The 24,341-nt window shown below is 58.2% G+C and carries 26 protein-coding genes, 1 tRNA gene and 1 pseudogene; 19 read left to right on the plus strand and 9 right to left on the minus strand.

The window, feature by feature from the left end; translation table 11 throughout:
- Positions 1–18 precede the first annotated feature (18 nt).
- Positions 19–813, minus strand: a complete 795-nt coding sequence (locus ELB75_RS02280; RefSeq protein WP_126982552.1) for a DUF5339 domain-containing protein — start codon at positions 811–813, stop codon at positions 19–21.
- A gap of 301 nt (positions 814–1,114) precedes the next feature.
- Between ELB75_RS02280 and ELB75_RS13175 the strand changes: the two are divergent.
- Positions 1,115–1,224 (plus strand): annotated as a pseudogene (locus ELB75_RS13175) (IS5/IS1182 family transposase); the annotation flags it as partial.
- Positions 1,225–1,334: 110 nt separating this feature from the next.
- Positions 1,335–2,093 carry a class I SAM-dependent methyltransferase gene (locus tag ELB75_RS02285; protein WP_126982553.1) on the plus strand — a complete coding sequence of 253 codons (759 nt, stop codon included), beginning with the start codon at positions 1,335–1,337 and terminating at the stop codon, positions 2,091–2,093.
- A 202-nt stretch (positions 2,094–2,295) separates the two neighbouring features.
- Here the strand turns inward: ELB75_RS02285 and ELB75_RS02290 are convergent, their stop codons facing one another.
- Complete coding sequence (locus ELB75_RS02290) at positions 2,296–3,102, minus strand: factor H binding protein domain-containing protein (RefSeq protein WP_126982554.1); 807 nt, start codon at positions 3,100–3,102, stop codon at positions 2,296–2,298.
- A 384-nt stretch (positions 3,103–3,486) separates the two neighbouring features.
- On the opposite strand from ELB75_RS02290, the gene ELB75_RS02295 reads away from it, so the two are divergent.
- From ELB75_RS02295 to ELB75_RS02325, 7 genes are all read left to right on the plus strand, one after another.
- The gene (locus ELB75_RS02295) at positions 3,487–4,923 is read left to right on the plus strand and encodes a porin family protein (protein ID WP_126982555.1); all 1,437 of its coding nucleotides are present in this window, start codon (positions 3,487–3,489) and stop codon (positions 4,921–4,923) included.
- A gap of 341 nt (positions 4,924–5,264) precedes the next feature.
- On the plus strand, positions 5,265–5,621 hold the full coding sequence (locus ELB75_RS02300; protein WP_126982556.1) for a RidA family protein: 357 nt from the start codon (positions 5,265–5,267) through the stop codon (positions 5,619–5,621).
- Positions 5,622–5,797: 176 nt separating this feature from the next.
- Positions 5,798–6,910: an LPS export ABC transporter permease LptF gene (lptF, locus tag ELB75_RS02305; protein WP_049259118.1), complete on the plus strand. Its 1,113-nt coding sequence runs from the start codon at positions 5,798–5,800 to the stop codon at positions 6,908–6,910.
- On the plus strand, positions 6,907–7,977 hold the full coding sequence (gene lptG, locus ELB75_RS02310; protein ID WP_126982557.1) for an LPS export ABC transporter permease LptG: 1,071 nt from the start codon (positions 6,907–6,909) through the stop codon (positions 7,975–7,977). The genes lptF and lptG overlap by 4 nt, the downstream gene beginning before the upstream one ends.
- An 82-nt stretch (positions 7,978–8,059) precedes the next feature.
- Positions 8,060–8,680 (plus strand): riboflavin synthase subunit alpha, encoded by a 621-nt coding sequence (locus tag ELB75_RS02315; RefSeq protein WP_126982558.1) that lies wholly within the window; start codon positions 8,060–8,062, stop codon positions 8,678–8,680.
- Positions 8,677–9,297 carry a lysophospholipid acyltransferase family protein gene (locus ELB75_RS02320; protein WP_126982559.1) on the plus strand — a complete coding sequence of 207 codons (621 nt, stop codon included), beginning with the start codon at positions 8,677–8,679 and terminating at the stop codon, positions 9,295–9,297. The genes ELB75_RS02315 and ELB75_RS02320 overlap by 4 nt, the downstream gene beginning before the upstream one ends.
- 8 nt (positions 9,298–9,305) lie before the next feature.
- The gene (locus ELB75_RS02325) at positions 9,306–10,112 is read left to right on the plus strand and encodes an RNA methyltransferase (protein WP_126982560.1); all 807 of its coding nucleotides are present in this window, start codon (positions 9,306–9,308) and stop codon (positions 10,110–10,112) included.
- A gap of 184 nt (positions 10,113–10,296) precedes the next feature.
- Here ELB75_RS02325 and ELB75_RS02330 read toward each other — a convergent pair whose 3' ends face one another.
- Both ELB75_RS02330 and ELB75_RS02335 read right to left on the minus strand, forming a co-directional pair.
- Positions 10,297–10,746, minus strand: coding sequence for an EVE domain-containing protein (locus ELB75_RS02330; RefSeq protein WP_126982561.1), 450 nt, complete (start codon positions 10,744–10,746; stop codon positions 10,297–10,299).
- A gap of 63 nt (positions 10,747–10,809) precedes the next feature.
- The gene (locus ELB75_RS02335) at positions 10,810–11,259 is read right to left on the minus strand and encodes a hypothetical protein (protein ID WP_126982562.1); all 450 of its coding nucleotides are present in this window, start codon (positions 11,257–11,259) and stop codon (positions 10,810–10,812) included.
- A gap of 236 nt (positions 11,260–11,495) precedes the next feature.
- On the opposite strand from ELB75_RS02335, the gene ELB75_RS02340 reads away from it, so the two are divergent.
- On the plus strand, positions 11,496–11,894 hold the full coding sequence (locus ELB75_RS02340) for a VOC family protein (protein WP_126982563.1): 399 nt from the start codon (positions 11,496–11,498) through the stop codon (positions 11,892–11,894).
- A gap of 164 nt (positions 11,895–12,058) precedes the next feature.
- Here ELB75_RS02340 and ELB75_RS02345 read toward each other — a convergent pair whose 3' ends face one another.
- From ELB75_RS02345 to ELB75_RS02365, 5 genes are all read right to left on the minus strand, one after another.
- Complete coding sequence (locus ELB75_RS02345) at positions 12,059–12,661, minus strand: DUF6707 family protein (RefSeq protein WP_126982564.1); 603 nt, start codon at positions 12,659–12,661, stop codon at positions 12,059–12,061.
- 80 nt (positions 12,662–12,741) lie between these two features.
- The gene (locus tag ELB75_RS02350; protein ID WP_126982565.1) at positions 12,742–13,269 is read right to left on the minus strand and encodes a hypothetical protein; all 528 of its coding nucleotides are present in this window, start codon (positions 13,267–13,269) and stop codon (positions 12,742–12,744) included.
- 103 nt (positions 13,270–13,372) lie between these two features.
- Positions 13,373–15,397, minus strand: a complete 2,025-nt coding sequence (locus ELB75_RS02355; RefSeq protein ID WP_126982566.1) for a site-specific recombinase — start codon at positions 15,395–15,397, stop codon at positions 13,373–13,375.
- Positions 15,398–15,746: 349 nt separating this feature from the next.
- Positions 15,747–16,664 carry a permease-like cell division protein FtsX gene (gene ftsX / locus ELB75_RS02360; RefSeq protein WP_126982567.1) on the minus strand — a complete coding sequence of 306 codons (918 nt, stop codon included), beginning with the start codon at positions 16,662–16,664 and terminating at the stop codon, positions 15,747–15,749.
- The gene (locus tag ELB75_RS02365; RefSeq protein ID WP_003823759.1) at positions 16,661–17,314 is read right to left on the minus strand and encodes a cell division ATP-binding protein FtsE; all 654 of its coding nucleotides are present in this window, start codon (positions 17,312–17,314) and stop codon (positions 16,661–16,663) included. The genes ftsX and ELB75_RS02365 overlap by 4 nt, the downstream gene beginning before the upstream one ends.
- Positions 17,315–17,495: 181 nt before the next feature.
- Here ELB75_RS02365 and ELB75_RS02370 point away from each other — a divergent pair, with 181 nt between their 5' ends.
- The 9 genes from ELB75_RS02370 to ELB75_RS02410 all read left to right on the plus strand — a co-directional run bounded on the left by ELB75_RS02370 (position 17,496) and on the right by ELB75_RS02410 (position 24,238).
- On the plus strand, positions 17,496–17,999 hold the full coding sequence (locus ELB75_RS02370) for an adenylyltransferase/cytidyltransferase family protein (protein ID WP_126982568.1): 504 nt from the start codon (positions 17,496–17,498) through the stop codon (positions 17,997–17,999).
- Positions 17,996–19,726 carry a biotin--[acetyl-CoA-carboxylase] ligase gene (locus tag ELB75_RS02375; protein ID WP_126982569.1) on the plus strand — a complete coding sequence of 577 codons (1,731 nt, stop codon included), beginning with the start codon at positions 17,996–17,998 and terminating at the stop codon, positions 19,724–19,726. Before ELB75_RS02370 ends, ELB75_RS02375 begins: the two co-directional genes overlap by 4 nt.
- Entirely contained in the window at positions 19,723–20,511 is a 789-nt protein-coding gene (locus ELB75_RS02380) for an SPOR domain-containing protein (RefSeq protein ID WP_164726763.1), read from the plus strand. The genes ELB75_RS02375 and ELB75_RS02380 overlap by 4 nt, the downstream gene beginning before the upstream one ends.
- Before the next feature lie 302 nt (positions 20,512–20,813).
- On the plus strand, positions 20,814–21,437 hold the full coding sequence (sodA, locus tag ELB75_RS02385; protein WP_126982571.1) for a superoxide dismutase [Mn]: 624 nt from the start codon (positions 20,814–20,816) through the stop codon (positions 21,435–21,437).
- 89 nt (positions 21,438–21,526) lie between these two features.
- Entirely contained in the window at positions 21,527–21,811 is a 285-nt protein-coding gene (gene yhbY / locus ELB75_RS02390) for a ribosome assembly RNA-binding protein YhbY (RefSeq protein WP_126982572.1), read from the plus strand.
- A gap of 133 nt (positions 21,812–21,944) precedes the next feature.
- Positions 21,945–22,029 (plus strand) — tRNA-Leu (locus ELB75_RS02395).
- Positions 22,030–22,252: 223 nt separating this feature from the next.
- Positions 22,253–23,485 carry a tyrosine-type recombinase/integrase gene (locus tag ELB75_RS02400; protein ID WP_126982573.1) on the plus strand — a complete coding sequence of 411 codons (1,233 nt, stop codon included), beginning with the start codon at positions 22,253–22,255 and terminating at the stop codon, positions 23,483–23,485.
- A gap of 67 nt (positions 23,486–23,552) precedes the next feature.
- Complete coding sequence (locus tag ELB75_RS02405) at positions 23,553–23,921, plus strand: type II toxin-antitoxin system RelE/ParE family toxin (protein WP_126982574.1); 369 nt, start codon at positions 23,553–23,555, stop codon at positions 23,919–23,921.
- A complete protein-coding gene (locus ELB75_RS02410; RefSeq protein WP_126982575.1) occupies positions 23,918–24,238 on the plus strand; it encodes a helix-turn-helix domain-containing protein in 321 nt (106 codons plus the stop codon). The genes ELB75_RS02405 and ELB75_RS02410 overlap by 4 nt, the downstream gene beginning before the upstream one ends.
- Positions 24,239–24,341 lie beyond the last annotated feature (103 nt).

Raw genomic sequence — 24,341 nt, forward strand, 5'->3', positions numbered from 1 at the left:
GCCTTTTCGTATTGCTCCTCAACGCTTATGCGCTGCCGAGGCGGCCTGCAGTTTAGCTTCGGCGGGTTTGGCCTGCTGAGCCGGGGGGTCGGCAGGTTTGCCCTCGGTGGCTTTTTGTTCGCAGCCCATCTGCTGCACCATTTCTTCAAACTGGCGGCTCACCACTTCGCAGCCTTCGGCATCCAATTGCGAGAGGTCGCCGCGTGTGGCCTCCAGCGATTGCAACAGCGCATCGGTCTGGCCGTCGGGGGCTTGGCGGAAGCAGGCGCGGGCGCGTTGGAAATAGGTTTCGCACACGGGGTTCATGTGGTCGGCGGTAGTGGGCGGCAGGGCATGTTCTGGCTCGGGGTTGGCTTCGGCGGCGGTGAGCGGGTCGTCTTCGGCATTGCCGTCCGACACTTCGGGGGTAACCAGCTCCACCGATACGGTGGCCGTTTCGACGCCGGATGCGCTGCCTGCGGCCGGTGCCGAGGCCTGTGAAGCTGCGGTTTCGGCGGCGGTGGCCGGATGTTTGCGGCTGCCGCCGGATAAAAGCCCGAAGGCGAGCAGCAGGCAGCCGGCCACTATGGCGGCTGCGGCCGGCAGCTGCGGGTTTGCCCGCAACTGCTGCGGCAGGGTGCGCAGTTTGTCCCGCAGTTTCTGCCACAGGGCGTGCAGCTTTGCCTGCGGTTTGGGTTGAGGAGCCTGCGGCTTAGCTTGCCGCTTTGGCCGCAGGGCGTGCAGTTTGGCCTGTAGCCGCTGCCGGTATCGTTTCCAGTTTGGTTTGCCTTGCATCATGATGAATAGGGGTGTGGGGCGGTTGCCGTTGCGCATCTTACACGCAAGCCGTGCCGCTCGGGAAGAGCGACGGCAGGGCAGGGCGGTTTTTGCGGCGTTTCGGCCGGTTGCCGGGCAGCCTTTTCAGGTAGCCTGCCGCTTGCCGCAGGCGCGCTTTTGCAGTATAACCACCTCCGCGCCGCATACAACAACATCATTATTCATCGGCGCGTCAAACCACTTCACCGTTTCCCCCAACTGCCGTCGGCCGCCGCGCATCCGCGTGTGTGGCTGAAATGCCGTCTGTTTTTCAGGTAGCCTTTTGCCCAACCGTTTGCGTGGCAGGATATGCAGTGAACCAAAATATAGTGGGTTAAATTTAAATCAGGACAAGGCGGCGAGCCGCAGACAGTACACACGTTACGGCAAGGCGAGGCAACGCTGTGCTGGTTTAAATTTAATTCACTATAAGAATGGGGTTAGGCGAAACAACGCAACAACATTCTTATTTTGAACCTTCTACACGCAAACCTTGGGGCGCGGCAGCCCCGCTTACCGCATCCGCACAGGAGAATCTTATGAAGAAAGACCAAACCGGCCATCATTTCCTCGCCCGCCTGGGCAAAACCCGCCTGCGCCCCGGCGGCCGTTTCGCCACCGAATGGCTGATCAACCAAACCCGCTTCGCCCCCGATACGCAGGTGCTCGAAGTGGCCTGCAATATGGGCACCACCGCCGTAGGGCTGGCGCAGCGTTTCGGCTGCCACATCACCGGCGTGGATTTGGACGAAAACGCGCTGAACAAAGCCCGGCAAAACATCCGCGCCGCCGGGCTGGAAAGCCTGGTGCAGGTGCAGCATGCCAACGCCACCGAGCTGCCCTTCCCCGACAACAGCTTCGATGTCGTCATCAACGAAGCCATGCTCACCATGCTGCCGCTGGCCAACAAAGAAATGGCCGTGGCCGAATACTTCCGCGTGCTCAAGCCCGGCGGTGTGCTGCTCACGCACGATGTGGTGGTGAGCGAGCACAACACCGAAGAGGCCGTGGAACGCCTGCGCGACACCATCCAAGTGAAAGTTACCCCGCTCACCGAAAGCGCCTGGACCGATCTTTTCCAGCGCAGCGGCTTTAGCAACATCACCACCATCAGCGGCAGCATGACCCTGCTCTCGCCCAGAGGCTTGATTTACGACGAAGGCTGGCGGCGCGCCTTCCAAATCGTGAAAAACGCGCTCAAAGCCGAAAACCGCGAAACCTTCAAACGTATGTACCGCACCTTCAACGATCCGGCCAAAACCATGGGCTATATCGCCGTGCACAGCCGCAAGGCCTAGCTTGCCAATCAGGCCGGGCATCCGCCCAACTGCTGCCGCCGTTTGAACCGGCTGGTAGGCAAACATGGAAAAAGGCTACCTGAAAATTTCAGGTAGCCTTTATTGGCGGCAGCCGTGCCCTACCCTTGGGAAGTGCGCTTTTCAGCAGGGAAACCGTGCTAAGCAGAGGGTAGATAGCGGGTGGCCGCCGCGGCAAGCAGGGTTAATTTACGCGGCCGCCGGCGAAGCCGACTTCATGATTGGAGTCGCCATTAAAGTCGTATGCCTTGCCGGCAATTTCATTACCATTAGGTCCGAAAATGTTGAGTCGGTAATGTCCTTGGCCTTTGCCGGCTGAAGAGGCTGTACCTACAATACCTTGGCCAGGAGATAATTGACTTTCATTCAGGTTGATATTGCCAAAGCCGCGTAAGCCGGTAATACTGCCAGACCCCTTGCGATTGGCGAAATCAATGGTGTAATTCAACCTGCCGTGTGGCTGCCCGTCGGGACGGCGGTCATCCAAACCAGAAAAAGCATGTCCTTCATAACGGACGACACCAGAAGGCAACCGAGAAGCAAGGGTAGGTTCACCCTGAATGCTTCGAATTTGAAACTTATCTGACGAGATCTCATTGCCTGTATTAGGGTCATATTCTTTATTAACTTGAGCACCAACCACGGCAGTGTAAGAACGCTTGTACACACCAAGCTGCCCTTCTTCCAATTTCTGTGTGCCATTTTTCAACACATACGTGAAATCAGACAATCTGTTTTGCCACAGGTAGCCTATGTTGAGCGAGCTGCCGTTGGTATAGGTTTGGCCATCAATTTCAATTGAGCTGGCAGTATTGCCATTGCTGTGCAGTAGACCGTCGTTGGTATCGCTATTAATTGTTAAGGAGGGCTTGCCATTTGGTCTCGGCGTAAACGGATCAGTAATCGCATTGGCCAGCGAGCTGCCTGCGCTGCTGCAGCCGCCTAGGGTGAGGGCGGTGAGAACCATGTAAAGAATGTGATGTTTTTTCATGTCAAATCCTTTCGTTTCGTTGCGAGGGATACTGCTTGGGCTGGATACAGTATAACACGGCGATTGGCAGGAAATATGACGAATATCAAATAGTTTGGTATTTATTGGTAGTTTGCTGTCGGTTTGTTGGTTAATTTAGGCAAGAAAGTTTACGTTCCCATTTGAATGTAAAATTTATAGAAAAAGATATGAATGGTTAGGCCGGGGCGGCGAATCTGTTTGAAACGGGCGGGAAATTCGCCATTTTGTCCACAAGAAACCACTGTATTGGAGTGGAGTCATTATCATTTACTGCGTTTTACAAACGTTAGTTCAGGTTTGGCGGGCATGTCGAATCCGCTATAATCCGCCCGTTTATAGATTTTGCCGTGAAGAAAGCGTTGGATGAGCATACTGAACAAGCCTTGCTTGGCCGCCTACCTGCTGCTGTTGCCTTTTCAGGTAGCCTTGGCCGCACCGGAAGGCAGGCTGGAAACCGAGCCGGATACGGGCTTCGACATCACGCCAGCCGCCGCGCCGCAGGCGGAAGCCGCGCCCGCGCCTGCTGCCGCGCCGCCCGACAAACGCCTGCAAATGAGCCGCGAGGAGCTGCTTAAGCGCCCCGAGCTGCTGCAACAGGCGCTCAGCTATGCCGTGCTTACCCACAATGCCGAAGGCGCATCGCTGCTGCTGCCGATTTATCTCGAATTGCCCGGGCCACACGATGCGCTGCTGGTGGCTTTGGCGCAGGCACTGATTGCCCGCGCCGAGGGCGACTACCAACGCGCCATCGGCCTCTACCGCGCTGTATTGGCAGCCGACCCTGACATTCCGCCCGTGCGCCTTTCGCTGGCGCAGAGCCTGTTTGAAAACCGTGCCGACAAAGATGCGCGGCAAGAGTTCGAACACTTCCGCCAAACCCCCAATCTCGTGCCCGAGCTGCAACAGCTTGCCGGGCAATACCTCGAAGCCCTGCGCAAACGCGACCGCTGGAGCTTCGGCGGCAGCGTAAACTTCATCAGCGACAGCAATGTGAACAACGCCGGCAGCGAGCGCGAAATCCGCACCCCGCGCGGCGTGTGGAAGCTGCCTGAGCCCGAATCCGCCCAAGGCTTCGCCTACCGCCTCAATGCCGATCGCGACTGGAACGTACACGGTAACCTCTACTGGCGGCTCAGCCTCGACGACTACGGCAAATTCTATTGGAACAACCACAAATTCGACGACCAAATCGCCCGCCTCAGCAGCGGCCCCGCCTACAAAACCGCCCGTGCCGAAGCCGCCGTTACCCCTTATTACGAGCGCCGCTGGTATGGCACACACAAATACTCGCGCGAAGTCGGCGTGCGCGCCGAATGGCAATATTGGCTCACCCCACGCCATAAAATATTGAGCGCGCTTGAAATCGGCGAGCAGCGCCACGACCGCCGCCGCTGGCTCGACGGCGACAGCTACACCGCTTCCGGCACCTGGCTCTTCGTGCGCAGCCCCACCCAATATTTCAGCTTCGGCCTCGACTGGCTGCGCAAAACCGCCGAAGACAACAGCGAATCCTACACCCGCAAAGGCCTGCGCCTGGGTTGGACGCAGCAATGGGGCTGGGGGCTCACCACCTCCGCCCAAATCAGCGCCGGCCACCGCAGCTACGACGCCCCCGACCTATTCCGCATCACCCGCCGCGACCGCGAGCTGGCCGCCAGCCTGGTGCTCTCCCACCGCAAACTGCAATTTGCCGGCATCACCCCGCAGCTGGTGGCCACCTGGCAGCGCGTAAACAGCAACCACTTCTTCTACCCCTACCGCAAAGGCAACGTGTTTATCCAGTTCGGGCGTTCGTTTTAACGTTGCAGGCCGGTAAGGGACAAAAGAAAGGCTACCTGAAAATTTCAGGTAGCCTATAGTGAATGAACAAAAGCCAGTACGGCGTTGTCTCGCCTTGCCGTAACGTGTGTACTGTCTGCGGCTCGCCGCCTTGTCCTGATTTTTGTTAACCCGCTATATAATCTGTTCACCCAACTGCCGGAGCAAACCAATCTAGATTCGCCTCGTTTCCATACCGACAGCGGCCTGCCGCCCGACGTGAAGCTATACTGGTTTCAGCCGTGCCTGAAGCATGATTTCAATGAAGCCAAGTTTTCAGGTAGCCTTCCCGCCGTTTCCCATTCCCAAAGAAAGGACTTTCCATGCCCCTCCGCCACCATCTTCCCGCCGCGCGCTATTCCGAAGCCGTGGTGGCCAACGGTTTCGTTTTCCTCTCCGGCCAAGTGCCCGCCAACCCTGAAGCCGATATCGAAGCGCAAACCGCCGATGTGCTCTCGCAAATCGATCGGATTCTGGCCGATTGCGGCTCCGACAAGGCGCATATTTGCGAAGCGGTCATCTACCTGCCCGATATGGCCGACTACGCGGGCATGAACCGGGTGTGGGATGCCTGGGTGGCGCCCGGCAAAGCTCCTGCCCGCGCCTGTGTGCAGGCCGCGCTGGCGGATGCGGGCTGGAAAGTGGAAATCAAGATTACGGCGCTGCAGCGCACAACATGACAGCAGCGGCCTTCTGCCGTACAATCCGCGCGGCTTCTTTTTATATAGCTAGGGTCTGCCGACAACGACCGGTTTCCGCGCCCTTTGCCCCAAAGGCGGCGTGCCTTGTATGAAGGCATCGGCTTCAGCTACCGGCTGCTTCAGGCTACCTGAAACCGGAATAACTACGGAACAATATGGTTTATCAGAGAAAATTCATTAAAGAAGTATCGCAAACGGCGATGGGCGTATTCGTGCTGCTCTTGGCCACATTGGTGGCGGTGCAGGCAGTGAAGCTGTTGGGCGGCGCGGCCGGCGGCAAGGTGGCGGCAGACGCGGTGGCCACGCTGGTGGCGTTTTGGACGGTGGCACTGATGCCCATCGTGCTCATCCTTACCGCCTATATCAGTGCGCTTACCGTGCTTTCCCGCTATTGGCGCGACAGCGAAATGGCGGTATGGCTTTCTTCCGGCCTATCGCTTTACGGCTGGATTAGGCCATTGATGGCGTTTGCCGTGCCTTTCGCCCTGCTCACGGCATTGGTATCGATGCTGGTGATGCCGTGGGCGGATGCGCGCAGCCGCGAATTTGCCGAAGTGCTGAAGCGGCGGCAGGATACTTCTATGGTTCGCCCGGGTGTGTTTCAGGAGTTTGGCGGCAACACGCCGCGCGTGTATTTTGTGGAAAAATTCGATGCCGGCAGCGGCGAGGCGGCCAATCTGTTTATCCGTGAGCAAAACGCGCAGGGACGCGATACGCTGATTACTGCCGAACGCGGCCGCTTTGCCGAAGCCGACAACAAGCGCACGCTGGAATTGTTTAACGGCCGCCGCTACAGCGGCACGCCAGGTATGGCCGATTACGACGAAGTATCGTTTGAGCGCCTGCATTTGGTAGTGGGCACCGCGCCCAAGCTGGTGCAGCGCGATATCCACCGCCGCACCGTGCCCACCGCCAAGCTGTGGGGCAATACCAACCCCGACTTGCGCGGCGAATTGATGTGGCGCATCACTATGCCGGTAAGCGTGCTGATTTTGGCGCTGTTGGCATTGCCGCTTTCCTATATGGACAACCGCAGCGGCCGCAGCTACAGCCTTTTAAGCGCTATCGGCATATTTTTGCTCTATCAAAACGGCCTCACGCTGGTGCGCGACGGCATCAGCAGCGGCAAGATTCCGCTGTGGCCGGGTTTGATTGTGCCGCATCTATTGATGCTGATGCTGGCCGTGCTGTTGTTGCGCGTGCGCAGCCAGCCTTCGCGGCCGTTTTGGCAGGCCTTGCGCCTGGCCTTGGGAGGCAAGCCGGCATGAAACTGCTCACCCGTTATCTGATCCGCCGTTTAGGCATGGCTACGCTGTATGCGCTCTTGGCCTTAGTGGCGCTGTTCTCGTTTTTTGAAGTGATTAATGCCGTGGACGACGTGGGCGACGGCAACTACACCGTGCTCACCCTGATTCTGTATGTGGGTATGCGCCTGTTCGGGCATATGTATACCCTGCTGCCGCTGGCCGTGCTCATCGGCTGCCTGGCCGCCTTAAGCCAGCTCGCCTCCGCCAGCGAATGGACAGTTATCCGCACCAGCGGCGCTTCGCTCAAGCGCATCATTACCACCGTAGCCTCGGTAGGCTTGCTGGCCGGGCTGCTCGGCGTGGCTTTGGGCGAATGGGTTGCCCCGTATATGGAACAACGCGCCGAGCGGCTGCGCCTGCACGCCGTGCAGCAAACCGTGAGCCTAGGCGGCAGCGGCCTGTGGTTTCGGCAGGGAAGCGACAACATCAACGTGCGCGAAATGCTGCCCGACGGCCGCCTGCTCGGCATCCGCATCTACCGCTACAACCAACACGCCGCACTGGAATCCGCCTGGCAGGCAGATGAAGGCCTCGTAAACGGCAACGGCACTTGGACGCTCAAACAGGTGGCGCGCACCCATATTGCCGCCGATCGCACCCAAACCGAACGGCTTGCCAGCGTAGAATGGCCCAGCGACGTGGGCGTGGAGCTGCTCGGCGTGCTTTTGGTGGACACCGACCAAATGTCGGCCCACAGCCTGAAAATGTATATCGACCACCTGCAAAGCAACGGCCAGCAAACCGCCGCCTATGCCACCGCTTGGTGGCGCAAGCTGCTCTACCCGCTGATTTGCACGGTAATGGCCTTGGTGGCGCTGGCCTTCACGCCGCAAAGCTCGCGCCACGGCAACATCGGCGTGCGCCTGTTTCTCGGCATCTGCCTCGGCCTCGCCTTCCACTTCGCCGGCCTGCTCTCCGGCTACATCGCCCAACTCTCCAACATGCCGCCCCTCGGTGCCGCCATCCTGCCCGGCGCGGTATTCGCCATCGCCGCCGCCTGGCTGATTAGGCGGCAGGAAGTGCGTTGAGGAAAGGCTACCTGAAAAACAGATTTGGTATTTTCAGGTAGCCTTTATTCCGTTGTAAGACCAATATAATCAAGGAGAACCCATGTTTACAGGAATCGTACAAGGCTTGGGCGAAGTGCTGACCGTGGATCAGCGCGCGCCCGATTTCCGCAGCCACACCGTGCGCCTGCCCGAGGGTGCGGATGCCGATTTGCGCGTGGGCGCATCGGTTGCGCACAACGGCTGCTGCCTCACCATCACCCGCGTACACGAAAACGGCGCGGCGGATTTCGACCTGATGGGCGAAACGCTGGCCAAAACCAATCTGGGCGCATTGCAGCCGGGCGACAAGGTAAACATCGAGCGCGCCGCCCGCTTCGGCGACGAAATCGGCGGTCACAGCATGAGCGGCCACATCACCGCCACCGCCGAAATCAGCCGCATCGAAGCGAACGGGCTGAACCGCACCGTGTGGTTTAGGCTACCTGAAAATCTGAAAGGCTATGTTTTCCCTAAGGGATTCATCGGGCTGGACGGCTGTAGCCTCACCATCGGCACGGTAAGCGACAGCGAATTTAATGTCCACCTCATCCCCGAAACCCTGAGCCGCACGCTGTTTGGCAGCCGCCGGGCGGGCGAGCGGGTGAATGTGGAAATCGATCCGCAAACGCAGGTGATTGTGGACACCGTGGCGAGGATTTTGGCGGAAAAGGACAACGCATGATGCCGCTGCCGCCGCAAGTGCCGCGCCGGGGCGGCGGAATCAGCCGCCGAGTGGCGGCCGCTTTGCTCCGGCTGTTGGGCTGGCGCGTCGCAGGCAGCGTGCCGGATGTGGCCAAATGCGTGGTGGTGGCCGTGCCGCACACGTCGAATTTCGACGGGCTGTATGTGTTGCCCGCCATGCTGGCTTTGGATTTGAAAATGAGCATCTTCGGCAAGAAAAGCCTGTTTGCCGTGCCCGGTTTGGCGGCGTTTTTGCGCTGGGCGGGCGTGATGCCGCTGGATAGGGCACGCGCCGGCGGCGTGGTGGACGAAGCCGTGGCTGCCTTTCACCGCAGCGGGCAGCTGTTTCTCGGCATCTCACCGGAAGGCACGCGCCACGCCGCGCCCAAATGGAAAAGCGGCTACTGGCGGATTGCCCGCGACGCCGGTGTGCCGGTGTTGCCGGTGGCGATCGACTACGGGCGGCGTGAAGTGCGCTTCCTGCCGCTGTTTACCCCCACCGCCGACATGGCCGCCGACCACGCCGCACTGACCGCGCTGTTTCGCGGCATCGAGCCGAAGCATAAACACCGTTTGTCTTTGCCGCTGCGTGAAGCCCGGACGGCTGAAACCGATTGATAATTGATATGACAGACACCCCCACCGTTCCCGACTATCTGCGCCACATCCGCGTGGTGCTCACCCGCACCAGCCATCCCGGCAACATAGGCGCCGCCGCCCGCGCCATGAAAACCATGGGCTTGAGCCGCCTCACCCTGGTCGCGCCCAACCTGATGGCCACGCCGATGACCCCCGAGCCGCCCGCCTTCGATGCCGCCCGGGCCGCCGCGTTCCGGCTGCCGGAAGAAAGCTTCATTCTCGCTTCCGGCGCGCGCGACGTGCTGGAGCAGGCGCAAATTGTGGCCACTTTGGATGAAGCGCTGGCCGACACCGTCTTGAGCTGCGCCCTCACCAGCCGCCGCCGCGAACTCTCCGCCCCGCTGCACACCCCGCGTGAACTCGTGCCCGAGCTGTTGCAGGCCGCGCGGCAAGGTTTTCAGGTAGCACTCGTATTCGGCAACGAAACCTTCGGCCTGAACATCGACGAAGTGCAGCGCTGCAACCGCCTGCTCACCATCAGCGGCAATCCCGCCTATTTCTCGCTCAACCTCGCCCAGGCCGTGCAAGTGGTGTGCTACGAAATTTTTAGCCAAACCGGCATCGGCATGAGCCAGCTGCAACAGGCGCACACGCCCGCCACACAAAGCCAAACGCGCGGCATGGTAGACCACTTGGAGCAAATCATCGAGCAAACCGGCTTTGCCAACCGCCGCAACCAAGAACGCATGATGCGCCGCCTGCACAGCCTCTTCAACCGCGCCTCCCCCAGCCGTGAAGACATCGACCTGCTGCGCGGCCTGTGGAACAGGATTTCGCAGCGGCTGAAGGATTAAACGGCGCTGTTATGGCGGATGAACAAAAACCAGGATAAGGCGGCGAAACCGCAGGCAGTACGGATAGAATGGCAAGGCAAGGCCGTACTGGCTTGAATTGAATCCGCCAATCGTGCAAAAGGCTACCTGAAACTTTCAGGTAGCCTTTGAGCGGGGTGTCGGATTCAGGGGCGGCCTGCGGCGGCTAAAACAAACTTTCCTGGCGGGCATCGGTTGCGGGCGTTTCGGATTCTGCCAGCATATAGTTGCGCACGAAGTTGAAGAAGTCTTCGCTGATTTCAAAATGGCCGTAGCGCAGCCGGGCGGCATATTTTTTCCATTCCGGATGCGTGCGGATAACGGCAATCGGGCATTCGCGCCGGATTTCGGCATAGGCCACGTTGCGGCGGAAGGGGATAAAGCTTGCGCTCATCTGAAACGGGTAGGCCTGGTCGTCGGCAATCTGCCCGAGTGCGGTGAAGGATTGCAGTTTGTCGTGGCCGTCCAAACGGATTTTCGGGCTGTAGTAGAGCAGCCAGTCGCCGCGTTGCATACGGTTGAGCGGCGCGGCTTTGCCGTGGCACACTTGGCAGAAGCCGCCTGCCACGCCGCGCAGAACGTGCTCTTTGGAAACTGTGCCTATCCAGTATTTCATGGGAGTCCTTTTCAGATGGGTTTCAGGTAGCCTTATGCGGCTGGCAGAAGGCTACCTGAAGTTTTATTTTGACGGCTTGGGCAGGAATACCGATAACACGAAAGCCGCTGCCGCACCGCAACCAAAAAGCATCCAGTTCTCATCCGAACCAGACATGCCGAACATGACGGCCTGACAGATGACCGACAGCAGGGCGCCTGCTGCCGTTACGGCAGCGATGCCGGGCAGGTTGCGCTTCAGGCGCAGCAGCATAGCCAAGAGGCCGGGAAGGATGGCGGGAATGCCGCCAAACCAGTAACTGGCCAGGAAGAATTCTGGCATATTTCTGAAAAACTGATTTGAGGGAGGTAGTGGCTCAGACGCGACAACATGGAACTCCACTATGAGGAACAGTATGAGCGACACTATGCCCAAGGGCGGGCCGAACAGGCTGTAAATAATCAGCACCCGCCACGAATACGGTGGTTTGGAGACGGCATCGTTGTGATGATCTTGTTTGGGTTCTTCCATCATGATTTCCTCGGCAGGCTGCCTGAGAGTGCAGCTTTAATGCGGTTAAAACCGCGTGAGTTCCACATATGCCCTATCTATGCGGGCTACGCTTGCTGAAATGATGTTTGGGCGCAGCCAATAAGCGTTGTGCATTTTCAGGTGGCCCTTACTTGGGCGCAGGTCGGATTCTTGAATCCGCCATTCCCAATCAATTAAAATCACTAAATAGTTTTCCACCCTCGCAAAAGGAGTTTGCCATGACCCAACTGCAAAGCGCCCTATCGCATGTTTCCCTCGGCACGAATCAATTTGAGCAGGCCGTCGCCTTTTATGATGCCGTGCTCGCCCCGCTGGGCATCCGCCGCGTGCTGGATTTGAGCGAACATCGTGCCATCGCCTATGGTCGCGCCTTCCCTGAATTCTGGATTCAGGCGCCCCACGACGGGCCGCCCGCGCAAACCGCCAACGGCGTGCACATCGCCTTTTTGGCAGAAAACAACGCACAAGTGGACGCCTTCTACGCCGCCGCCCTCGCCCACGGCGCGAAGCCAGACGGCGCGCCCGGCAAACGCCCGCACTACGGCGACGCCTACTATGGCTGCTTCGTGCGCGATTTGGACGGGCACAAAATCGAAGCAATGGCTTGGAACGAATAGATTCGGCGGAGAGAGAGGCTACCTGAAATTTTCAGGTAGCCTTTTTTCCCCTCGGCAGTAAGCGTAGCCCGGATAGCGGTATCCGACAAACCCTGCAACGCTGCCATGATTGCAAGCTGTTGTCGTCATGCCTGAAATGCCGGGTTCAAGAATCCGGGCTGCGGCTAACTGTATTTAAACAGCCTAGCTTCGGTAAGCAACGTTTTCTGTTCTCGAATAATCTCATTCATTTTTTCTTCTAATTCCGTGTCGGCAGCCTTATTGATCGCCTGAACGATGGCAGCGGCGGAAATCAGCCCAAGACGCATTGAATATTCATATCTATCTTCGTTTTCATTAACGGCTTTCTGTATTTCGTCGATATACTTATTGACCCCATATAGAGATAATTTCTTATTCAGGTATATGCTATTAAATTCCCGTAGTGATTCATCTTCATATGGATAATTGCCGATAGATTCCAAGATGGAGAACATCCTCTCTTTTTGCTGTGCATCCAAGACCCCCGATGCGTACAGGATGCCGAGTAAGATCTCAATGCCGCTCCATTTGTTAAAGTTTCCCTCAAATTTTACCGTCAATAAATCGGGTGCAAGTAACGAAAGTGGCGGCAGATTCCCGTGAATAAAAAAGCTGTATATTAAATTTATCAATGCTGTTTTATTAGCTGTATTGGTAATCGAAAACTTCTTTTTTAATTTTGCTACCTCTTTCAGCTGTTGCTTGGTCGTGCAGAATTCTTCTATTTTCGCGAAATCTATGTTCATAACAGTTCCTTATCATGAGTTTAAACAAGCAAGTTGTGTTTAAACAAACAAGTATGGCCGGAGATTGCCATATTTCACGGTTACCAAATCATTGGTTTACTATGCTCGTATGAATTACCTTTTAAAAAGGCGATTAAATAATCATCAAGGTTGTCAAATCGTGAATTTCCATTGGCATCGTAAACCCAAATCTGCGGCTCAATATAATCATCTAACCACAGAAGATAGACTTGTTCATAAGTATAAGCACTCCCTGCAAATAAGGATAATCTGTCGTGTTGGAAAATGCTTCCCGCATTGTTATCCCATTCTTTGATGTTTGATCTCAAAGAACGTTTTATGCCGCTTATTCTTTCATTATTTATCTGTTTGTAAGGAAGCCATAAGTCCTCCATTTCGCTAATGGAAAGCCAATCGCCATGTGTGGCGTCTAAAATTGATGAATATTGGCAATATCTAACGGATAGCATTGGGGAGGCCTTTCTGTAGACCCCTTTTTTTAAGGTCGGGATTTTTTTAACTTCGTATCCGGGAGAATATTTTAATTCTGAACCATTAATATCACGTAATTTCGACGAGATTTTTACAAGATAATTTTGGGTATCCATGCGTTCATCCCTATAAAAAATAGGTTATGGCCAGCGCAGCGTGGGCGTGACGGCCGTTATGCTCAAGTGGTTTCAGGTAGCCTTTCCCTGCCCGCCTATGCCGCTATTTGCCCGGCGCGGCGGGCTTTTTCTCGGCTTCGGGCGTGTCGCCGGGCGGGAAGAACAGGCTTTTGGGTTTTTGTTTCACCAGCGAGACGGTGTTGCCGATGATTTGCAGCGGGTTGTCCAGCACGGCGTCGCGCGAGCGCAGGGCTACCCACAGGGTGATGGAGAAGCTCACCAGCAGGTTTACCGCGCCGATGAGCAGCACCATCAATAAATAGGCGGAGAAGGAGAAGAAGCCGATGTCGCCGCTCACGGCGGCGTAGCCCAGGTTGGCGGAGGAGAAGGCAACGTGGCGGATGTCGAGCGGCAGGCCGGTGAGGTGGCCGAGGTAGCCGGTCATGCCGAGGAGCCAGCCGAAGCAGAAGTTGCCCATGATGGCGCCGTAGTGGTGGTGGATGTAGTCGGCCAAACGCTGCCGCCAGGCGGCGGGCAGGATGCGTTTGAGCAGGGGGTGTTCGCGCAGGCGCAGTTTGAGGTTGAGGTAGTCGGCGCGGTTGTCGAAGAAGCCGGCGATGATGCCGGAGCAAAACAGCCACACGCCGGCGATGGCGGCAAACAAAAGCGCGGGGGTGCTGAATACGGCGAGGGATTTGAGCTGGTAGGCGGTGGTGGCCGTATCCAGCAGGGGGCTGCCGAAATGGCGGGCGAAGGCGTGGCTGATAAAAACGGCAAGCAGCACGGTGACGACTACGTTGCCGAACACGGCCACGCCCTGTGAGCGGATTACGTCAATCAATAGCTGGGCGAGCTTCTGGTTTACGGCGCGGCCGCTGCTGCTGCGTTCCACGGCTTGGGCGAAGCGGGCGGCGGTCATGGCGGGCTGTTTGGTGGCCACGGTGAAGTGCAGCATGTGGATGAGCACGAAGCCGATGCCGTAGTTGAGGCTGGCGAGCACGGCGTGGTAGAGGTGGCCGCCGGGCAGGCTGCCGATGTGGATTTTGAGCAGCGCCATCAGGGCGATGAGCACGCCGCCGCCGGCTGCGGAGCGCAGCATGCCCCAGTATTCGCTTCGGTTGCGGGTAATGTAGTGTTCGCCGTGGCGGCTGGAATTTTGGCTGATGCTGCGGGCGAGCATTTTCACGTTGCTGCGCCACAGGGGCATGATGCGCCGCTGTGCCACCACGGCCACGGCGATTTCGTTGGCCAGGAGTAGGGTGCGCAGCAGGCTTTGGGTGCGGTTGCGCGCGGCAAACAGCGCCATGAGCCGCTCCATGCGGGTGAGGGTTTGCTGGAGGCGTTGCAGCAGATGCGCCACGGCCATGGAAGAGCCGGCGCCGGCACCGGTGCCTTTGCGCTGCAGGCGTTCGATGAGGGTGCGGCATTGCGCCAGCATCACGTTTAAATGGCTGGCATCATAGGTGGTGCGGGAGCCGGGCTGGCGGCTGCGTTGGAAGTCGAGCCAGTCGGATACTTCGCGCATCAGGCTGACGAAGGGCGAATCCACATCGAGCAGCCTGGGCTCGAGGCGGATGAGGTCGTGGTCGAGGTCTTCGGCGGCCACCCAAATGGAGAGCATTTCCACGGCATACAGGCTTTCGTCGCGCAGGTGGCGGCCGCACATTTCGCGCACGGCGGGCTCGGTTTGCCGCTGGATGGTGCTCAGGAGGCGCAGCCAGGCGGAAAGCGGGATGGCGGCGAGCCATTCGCCGTCGTTGCCGCCGCAAAACAGCAGCGTGAGTACGTCGCGCAGGTTGTTGCAGTCTTTATAGGCGGGATTGATGCGCTCGTAGAGGCGGTGGCGGAATTCGTGGCCGAAGCCGGAGCGGGAGAAGATGCCGATGGTGATCAGGGTGGGATACACGCGCACGCTGGAGAGCCAGCGGCAAAGCAGGGTGGCGATGGTTTTGCCTTCGCCTTCCTGCCGCAAATGGCTGCACAGGATGCCGAACCGCACCGGCGCGCCCGCCGCGCCGCCCTGCCGCAGCCAAGTCACCACTGCCTGCAACACACCCAGCGCGTTGCCTTCGGCGGCGGCACGGCTGATGGTTTCAGGTAGCGTGTGTTGTGGTTTGCGTGTGAACATGGGCTTCCTTTTTGTTGCTCCGGCCAAAGCCGGCAGCGGATGTGCGAAAAACAGCGGCCACCTTTTCAGGTAGCCTCACGAAAAAAAAAGGGGGAGCGATTGTAACAGATTGCGGTTTGAGGGAAAAAAGGGCGGGCTGGGAAAAGAGAAGGATAGAGTTGGCTAAAGATTGATTGATAAGAGGTTTCCGCTTTTCAGGCAGCTTTATGGCGTGATTAAAGGCTACCTGAAACTTTATGCCAAAGGGGCTGCGGCTTATCGGAGCTTTTGGGTTTTCATGTAGCCTTTATCGGTATGGCATCAGGCTACCTGAAAATGATTTGATAGGGCTTTCAGGTAGCCTTTGCGGTTAATGGCTCTTGGCTTTGAATTCCTGCAAATGCCGGCTGCCGGCCAGCCAGGCACCGGCCATGCCCAGGCCGCACACCACGGCGATAATCACGGCCATTTCCCAGCCGTGGAAGAAACGCCAGTCTAAGTTCAGGCCGTAGGGGCTGAAAATGCGGTCCACCAGCGGGCGGGTGCTGCGCATCAGCCAGCCGCACAGCACCAGGCTCAAGGCGGAAGACAGTACGCCCTGCCACAAGGCCTGATAGAGGAAAGGCCGTCGGATGAAGGAAGCGGGTGCGCCCAACAACTTGGTGATCTCGATTTCTTCGCGCCGGCTGAGGATTTGCAGGCGGCTGGTGTTATACGCCACCAACACCAGCGCCGCGCCCAGCGTGATCACCAAAAAGCGGAATACTTGATGCACGAATTCGTTGATTTGGAACAGGGTTTGCATCCATTCGGCATCCATCTGCACGCTCTCGGCCTTGGGCAGCGCGGCCAAATCGGCCCGCAGGGCGGTTTGCTCTTCGGGGGTGGCGCCGTCTTTGGGCGTGATCACGAAGGCGTCGGGCAGTGGGTTGGCATCGAGCATCGACACCAAATCCTGCCCCTGAAACGCTTGCTGCAGCTCGGCCATGCCCTGCTGTTTGCTTACGTATTCGGCTTTTTCGATGCGGCTGTCTTCCGCCAGCTTGGCGCGGATGGCGGCGATGTCGGCCTCGGCGGCTTCGGGCGTGAGGTAGATTGTCATCTGCGGGGCTTGGTTGAGCCGGCCGAGCACTTCGGTGCTGCTTTGCACGCCTAAATAGAGCATCAGCGGCAAGGTCATGGCGGCGGCCAGCATCAGCAGCACCATCAATGTGCCCAAGGGCTGGCGCACGAGGCGGCCAAAGGCCTGGCAGGCGGCTTCCAGATGCAGAGAGAGATAGTGTTTCATGCGGCAAACCTGCCTTCCTGCAAACGCAAAATGCGGTGGCCGTAGTCGGCCATCAGGGTTTCGTCGTGGGCGGCCACGATGACGGTGGTGCCGGCTTCGTGGAAGGTTTTGAAAAGCTCCATAATATCGAGCGCGTAGGCGCGGTCGAGGTTGGCGGAGGGCTCGTCGGCAATCAGCAGCCCGGGTTGGTGCACCACGGCGCGGGCAATGCACAGGCGCTGCTGTTCGCCGCCGGACAGGGTGATCGGATCGGCCGTTTCGCGCCCGCCCAAGCCCACTTTTTCAATGGCGATGCGGGCGCGTTTTTCGGCGGTTGCGCGGTCGTAGCCGATGATGCGCAGCGGCAGCAATACGTTTTGCAGCACGTTGCGGTCGAACAGGATTTTGTGGTCTTGAAACACCAGGCCGATGTGCTGGCGCAGATAGCCCAGGCGGCTGTCGTTGAGCGTGCCGAGGTCTTGGTTGTTCATCCACACTTTGCCGGAAGTGGGCTTGGTGATGCCGGCAATCAGCTTGAGCACGGTGGATTTGCCGGCGCCGGAATGCCCGGCCACGAAAATCATCTCACCCTTGCTGATTTTGAAGCTGACGTTTTGCAGGGCGTGGAAGCCGCCGGGATAGGTTTTGGAAACTTGTTCGAAACGGATCATGATGTGAGCTTGGGAGTGAATGGGTTTCAGGTAGCCTTTAGGAAACGCCGTTTGAGGCTAGCTGAAACGGGAGGCTACCTGAAAACAGCCTGCAGATTATACGGCAATTCCCGCCCGCCCAACACCAAGCGGCGGCGCGGAAATGGTATCATCCGCGCTTTATTATCTTGGAAGAGCTGCCATGACTGCCTGGCCCACCCCCGATTTCGAACGCAAAATCTGCCCGCCCGAAGCGCTGGCCGGGAAATTGGCCGGGCTGCCGCGACCATTGGTGTTCACCAACGGCTGCTTCGATATCCTGCACCGCGGCCACGTTACCTACCTCGCCCAAGCCCGCGCGCTCGGCGCGGCGATGGTGATCGCGCTCAATACCGACGCTTCCGTGCGCCGGTTGGGCAAAGGCAGCGACCGCCCCATCAACCCGCTGGCCAACCGCGCCGCCGTGGCCGCTTCGCTGGCGAGCGTGGATTTGGTTACCTGGTTCGACAGCGACACCCCGGCCGAACTCATCGAATTGGTGCGCCCCGATATCTTGGTGAAAGGAGGCGACTGGCTACCTGAAAACATCGTCGGCGCCGCCGAAACCTTGGCGCGCGGCGGCCAAGTGTATTCCATCCCCTTCCTGCACCAAACTTCCACCACCCAAACCCTGGCCAAAATCCGTGCCGCGGAGCAAAGCTCATGATGCAGGCCGTGCACTGGCAGCTGCTGGCCGCCTTGGCAGACGGCCGACCACACCACGTTACCGAGCTGGCGCGCCGCATCGGCCGCAAGCCGCCGCAGCTCAACGCGCTCTGGCAGCAAGTGCCGCCGCACATCCGCGGCCTGCTGCGCCAGCAAGACGGCCGCTGGCGGCTGGTGCGCCCCCTGGCGATTTTGGACAACGCCATTTTGCAACAGCAGGCTGCAGCCGCCGGCTGGCAGGCCGAATTGTTGCACGAGCACCCCTCCAGCAACAGCTACCTCATCGCCCAAGCCAAAGCAGGCAGCCCGATCCACCGCCGCATCGTGTTTGTGCACGATCAAACCCAAGGCCGAGGCCGCCAAGGGCGTAGCTGGCAGAGTCGCATCGGCGAATGCCTGATGTTCAGCGCCGGTTGGTGTTTTTCCCGTCCGCCGGCCGAGTTGGGCGGCCTCACGCTCGCTGCTGCGCTGGCTTGCTGCCGCGTGCTGCGTGAGTTGGGCGTGCCCGCGCAGATTAAATGGCCAAACGATTTGGTCATCGGCGGCGAAAAGCTGGGCGGCATCCTGACGGAAACCGTGCGTTGCAACGGCCAAACCGCGGTTGTGATCGGCATCGGCATCAATTTTGTGCAGCCTAAAGCGGTGGCCGATGCCGAAGCCGTGCAGGGCAGCGCGCCCAATATCGCCGTAAGCCGCCTCACCGAACGCCTGCTGCCCGAGCTGGCGGATACTTTCGAGCAGTTTGACCGTGAAGGCCTCTCTCCCTTCCTCGCTGGTTACCACGCCTGCCACCGCGACCAAAAACAGCCCGTGCGCCTGCTGCGCGACGGACAAATCCTGCTGCAGGGCACGGCCTTGGGCGTAGATGAGGGCGGTGCGTTGCGGATTCGCGATGCCGAAGGCACGGAGCATCATGTGGTGAGCGGCGAAATCAGCCTGCGCCCGCTACACAATCAAAATGCCGCAGCGCCCGATGGCAAACAAGACAAAATGCTGCTGCTCGATGCCGGCAACAGCAAACTCAAATGGGCATGGGTGGAAAATGGCCGCATCACGGCTGCAGACAAGGCGGCCTATTGGAATCTCGAGCCGCTTGCCCACAGCTGGCGGCAGCACGGCGGCGAACACGTGCGCATCATCGGCTCGGCAGTGTGCGACGAAGCCAAACAGCAGGCCGTGGCCGAACAACTCGGCCGCGAGCCGGAATGGCTCGGCTCCATGCCGCAGGCCTTGGGCATCCGCAACCACTACCGCCGCGTGAGCGAACACGGTGCCGACCGCTGGTTCAACATCCTCGGCAGCCGCCTGTTCACCGAGCACGCCTGCGTGGTGGTGAGCTGCGGCACCGCCGTAACCATCGACGCGCTTACCGCCGACAATCATTACTTGGGCGGCAGCATCATGCCCGGCTTCAACCTGATGAAAGAGGCGATGGCACAACATACCGCCAACCTCAACCGCCCCACCGGCCGCGCCTACCCCTTCGGCACCACCACCGCCAACGCCATGGCCGGCGGCATGCTCGATGCCATCTGCGGCGCGGTTTTACTGATGCACACCCGCCTGCAGCAGAAACACCCCGGCCAAACCGTGGCCGTGATCATCACCGGCGGCGGTGCCGCCAAGGTAAAACAAGGGCTACCTGAACAATTTGCTTTGGACAACCCCATTCAAATTGTGGATAATCTCGTGCTTCACGGATTACTCAACTGGGCTGCACAAATATGAAGTGGCTGTTTGCCGTTTTGGTGGCATTAAACATCATCGTTTTCGGCGGGATGCTGGTAACGCGCATGGCGCAACAACAGCAGCCCGTGCCCGTTGTGCAGCAGCAACAGCCACAGCCCACCACCGTGGTGGTGCAAACCGCCCCCGCCCAGCCCGCCGCCCCGCAGCAACCGGCCACGCCCGTGCCGCCGTTGGACACAGGCCGCCCGCGCCCGCCCGCTTCCCTGAGCCGCCCCGCCGCCCCCGCCAAATCTGCCGGCGAAACCCAGCCCAAGCCCACCCCCGAAAGCGGCATCCGCGCGCCCAACACCGCCTGCACCGCCGTGGCCGTGTTGCCGGAAGACGACTATCACCGCATCAAAGGCCTGCTCGCCCGCTGGCCGCACGCCGCCACCCGCGTGGTGGAGCGCCGCCGCGATTCCGGCCGTCCGCAGCGCGGCAGCGAACGCTACCAAGTGAGCGTAACCATCGAAGGCGACGTGCAGGAATTCACCGCCAAAGTGCGCTCGCAGGGCTTCCGCAACGCTAGCGTAGCCGGCGGTCGCATGAGCCTCGGCTCGTTTGGCAGCGAACAGCAGGCCGAGCAAACTGCTGCCAGAGCCCGCCAAGCCGGCCTCAATCCGCAAATCATCCGCACTGGCTCAAGCGGCGGCGACCAATCCGCCGAATTGGGCGAATCCAAAATGCAGGTAACGTTTATGAACGTGGACGATAGTGCCGCAGCCGGTATCAGCAGCGTTATCAGCCGCTACTCGCACTTACGCCGCGCCCCTTGTCGTAGATAAACAATTTTAGCGAATAAGCAAAAGGCTACCTGAAATTTTCAGGTAGCCGTTTATCTTGTATGATTGCTCCGGGTGGGATGAGGCAAGCCGCTGTCGCATTATCTCGATTAGGTGGCGATAAAAAAACCTTGAATTGCCAATGGATAGCACTTATCATTGCCGCTTTTATAGCTGAAGCAATTATTTCTCCTCATCAGGCGGCGAGCCGCAGGCAGTACGAATTGTACGGCAGGCAAGCCAACACAATAGGAAGGAATCAATGCTCCAGCCATGCAAAACACATCTGAAAAAGGAAACTGATTATGGCATACCAACTGCCCGCACTGCCCTACGCCTACGACGCGCTGGAGCCGCATTTCGATACGCAAACCATGGAAATCCACCACAGCAAGCACCATCAGGCCTATGTAAACAACGCCAACGCCGTGCTCGCCAACCTGCCCGAGTGGGAAAAATTGTCGGCCGAAGAGCTGATCGCCCGTTTGGCTGAGCTGCCCGAAAATGTGCGCACCCCGCTGCGCAACAACGCCGGCGGCCACGCCAACCACAGCCTGTTTTGGCAAATCCTGAAAACTGGCACCACCCTGCAAGGCAAGCTCAAAGCCGCCATCGAGCGCGATTTCGGCAGCGTGGAAGCCTTCCAGGCCGAGTTTGAAAAAGCCGCAGCCACCCGTTTCGGTTCAGGCTGGGCCTGGCTGGTGTATGAAAACGGCAAGCTCAAAGTCGTTTCTACCGCCAACCAAGACTCCCCGCTGATGGGTCAGGCCGTATCCGGCGCATCCGGCTACCCGATTATCGGCTTGGACGTGTGGGAACACGCCTACTACCTGAAATTCCAAAACCGCCGCCCCGATTACATCAAAGCCTTCTGGCAAGTAGTCAACTGGGACGAAGCCGCCCGCCGTTTTGAAAGCGTGGCCGTCTAAGCCATGCCTGATGAAACAGGCTACCTGAAAGCCCGTTCGGCATTTTCAGGTAGCCTTTTCCAATTACTTAGCAAATACCAATCAATAAAATGGCAACACTCAGCAACGAAGATATCCGCCGCTTCAAACAACAAGCCCAACAACTGCGCCCCACCGTGCTCATCGGCAAACAAGGGCTCACCGAGGCCGTGATCAAAGAAACCGACACCCGCCTCACCGCCCGCGAGCTGATTAAAGTGCAAGTGGCCGGCGATGATAGGCAGGAGCGCATCGCCATCGCCGAAGTCCTTTGCGCCGCCACAGGCGCCGAACTGGTGCAGCACATTGGCAAACAGCTGGTGTTGTGGCGGCCGAAGCCTGAAGAAAAAGAGTAGGGCGCTGCACATTTTTTTATGCAGGGCAGCCAAAGCTGTATCAGCGTTGGTTGATTTGTTATTCCGCAATATAATCCGATTTCAAATAGCATCTTGCCAAACCAGCATATTGCAGTATAATGCCGCCTTTCCTGCGGACGTGGCGAAATTGGTAGACGCACCAGATTTAGGTTCTGGCGCCGAGAGGTGTGAGAGTTCGAGTCTCTCCGTCCGCACCACCTTCACAAAACAGCCCAAATTTTCGGGCTGTTTTTTTACGTCTAACGCCATCCAATGCAATCAGCCAAATTCAATACAGGCAAGGGTTTCAGGCTGATTCAAGTTATCCTTTCTCTTTCCTTGCTAAGCTAATCCCGTCTAATGCCGTCTAATTGAATTGCCCCCTTTGTGGGGGTATGATTGGGGGCATCCAGAAAACGCCCTCAAAAATATACCCCCAGAATGCCCCTGAACGACCGCCAAATCAAGAACGCGAAACCTACCGGCACAGGAAAGAAGGCCAAGCTGTTTGACGGCGGCGGCCTGTATCTGGAAGTTACTCCGGCAGGCGGTAAAATCTTCCGCTTGAAATACCGTATCGACGGCAAGGAAAAAACGCTGACTATCGGCAAGTATCCTGCCGTTTCCCTTTCCGAAGCGCGGCAGGAGGCAGAGAACGCCCGCCACATGCTGGCACAGGGGCAAGACCCCGCCGCTGCCAAGCAACAGGCCAAACAGGAAAGACGGGCGGCCTTACTGAATACCTTTGCCGCCCTTACCCGCCGCTGGCATACCGACAACCTACACCGCTGGAAGCCGAACCATGCGGAGCGCATCATGCGCTATTTTGAAACCGACGTTTTTCCGCTGATTGGGGAAGTACCGATAGACAGCATCACGGTAGGGCAAATCAAACAAGTTTTAGACCGTATCACAGCGCGGGGCGTGAGCAACACCGCCGAAAAAGTGAGGGAATGGACAGGCGCGGTTTTCGATTATGCCGCCATGCTGGAAGTAACCGACCGCAACCCCGCCCGTGCATTGCGCAAATACATTGCCAAGCAACCGGCAAAGAACCGTGCAGCCCTGCCGCGTGAAGAACTGACTGAGTTTTACCGCCGCCTGATACTGGCCGAGATTGAACCGGCGAACAAAATCGCCCTATTACTGCTGATGCTGGTGTTTGTCCGCAATACCGAACTACGCGGCGGGCAATGGGTGGAAGTGGACTTTTCAGCGGCGCAATGGGTTATTCCCGCCGAACGAATGAAGCACGAGAAGACTGCCCCCAAGCCGCCGCACACCGTGCCGCTTTCCGATTGGGCGCTGGAGCTGTTGCAGGAGCTGCATGGCCTAACCGGCAATACTCCCTATCTGTTCCCCAGCCGTACCAAACAAAACGGCCATATCAGCGAAAATACCCTAGGCAAAATCATGAACGGCATGGGCTATAAGGGCATTGCCACCCCGCACGGCTTCCGCAGCTTGGCAAGCAGCATACTGAACGAGCAGGGCTACAACCCCGACGCCATCGAACGCCAGCTAGCCCACGTTGAAGAAAATCGGATTAAGGCCGCCTACAATCGGGCGGAATATCTGGCCGAGCGGCGGGAGATGATGCAATGGTATTCAGACTATCTGCGGGAGCGATACCGCCAAGCCCAAGCCTTGATTGCAACAGCCGGGGCTACCTGAAAACTTACCGCCTAACCCCGTATATTGCCGCATAACGGCATCACTAATATAATGCTAAGGAATACACATGCGGATATTCAAAAACAGATGGATTACCAAGTTTGCCGCCAAACACAGCATTAGCGACAGCGACTTAATCGAAGCCGTGCGGCGGGCAGACAACGGCCTGATAGATGCGGATTTGGGCGGCGGCGTAATCAAGCAGCGTATCGCCCGCAAGGGGCAGGGCAAAAGCGGCGGTTACCGCAGCCTGATACTGTTCAAGCATGGGGAGCGGGCGTTTTTCATGTATGCCTTTGCCAAATCCGACCGGGAAAACATTACCGCCCAAGAATTGACGGATTTGAAAACCTTGGCGCGATATGCAACCAAATGCAGCAATGAAGAGCTGGAAATGCTGATTGTTAAAATGGGTTTATTGGAGCTTGGGAAATGAAGCAGAGACAATACAAAAGCGAAATAAGCGGCGTGATTCATGAAATGGCAACAGCCCTGCATGAAATAGACGTAATAGACAAAACCACCATGCGCCACTTCGATAAATCATGCCTGACCGAAATAGAGCCGCTGGACGGGGCGGCCATCCGTGCCATCCGCGAACGGGAAGCCCTGTCACAGGCTACCTTTGCCGTGTATCTGAATATCAGCAAAAACCAAGTTTCCGCATGGGAGCGCGGCACCAAGAAGCCTAGCGGCACAGCGTTAAAACTACTGACGATTGTCAAAAACAAAGGCATTGAGGCGATTGCCTGAAACTGCCCGGATATTAGCCGAAAGGCTACCTGAAAAATCAGACACCAACGGGCGGGCTGGTGTTTTATTTTGCTTCGCATTATCCTTAATCCAGCCTAATGCC

The organism is Eikenella corrodens (genome assembly GCF_003990355.1).
GTDB classification, from domain to species: domain Bacteria; phylum Pseudomonadota; class Gammaproteobacteria; order Burkholderiales; family Neisseriaceae; genus Eikenella; species Eikenella corrodens_B.